The organism is Komagataeibacter sp. SM21 (assembly GCF_041402665.1).
In the GTDB taxonomy this organism is placed as follows: Bacteria; Pseudomonadota; Alphaproteobacteria; order Acetobacterales; family Acetobacteraceae; genus Komagataeibacter; species Komagataeibacter saccharivorans.
Map to the genome: position 1 here is coordinate 1 of NZ_JBGLOV010000087.1, position 711 is coordinate 711.

The 711-nt window shown below is 65.8% G+C and carries 1 pseudogene; it reads right to left on the reverse strand.

The window, feature by feature from the left end:
- Window positions 1-547, reverse strand: a pseudogene (locus ACBR42_RS17180) (phosphoadenosine phosphosulfate reductase); the annotation flags it as partial.
- Between the last annotated feature and the right edge of the window lie 164 nt (window positions 548-711).

Sequence of the window (711 nt, forward strand, 5' to 3'; positions counted from 1 at the left end):
GGGTATCGGTACGATGCGGCTCGAATACCGCGTAGCGGGCGCGCCCGGGGCTTTCTTCCGCGCGCTCCCCGGTGATGAACAGGGTCCGGCGGCCGAGGAAGCGGTCCTGCCCGCGCAGCGCCATGGCTGCGACGTCAATCTTGGCGACACTGCTGCACCAGCGCACGGCGAGGTTGCCGCTGATCTGGGGAAAGCGCAGGCGTCGGCCGGGCCTCCCCTCCCCGCCCCTGCGCATGGTCCCATTCGGGGTCTCGAAGCTGACCGGAGCGGTGGGCGTGCCGTTGCGCAGCATCTCGCGCTGTATGCCCCCGTCGCGCCATGACATGTAGCATGGCAGGTCAAAGGCGCGGGCGATCTGGCGGACATAGCCGGGGGTGGAGGGCCAGTCCATGAACCCCTCCCCTCCCCCGTCCACGTCATGATGCCAGAGTTCGATGCTTTCCGGTCTGGCTCCCAGTTCCAGGGCTGCAAGCAGGGACGCCACGCTGTCTTTCCCGCCGCTCAGGGCCACGATGATATGGTCGTAGCCCCGCAGGTCTGGCGTCATGCCGCGAACCGGGCCACCGGAGTTCCGGTGCGGATGGCGTAAGCACCCGGCGACTGCCGCCTTGCTGAATATTTCTATTCTGGTTCAGCTATGAATCATGAGCGATTCAAGAGATAGAGACGCGGTACTACCTGCGAGTGTCGCAGGTAGTACCGCAGAGAGGC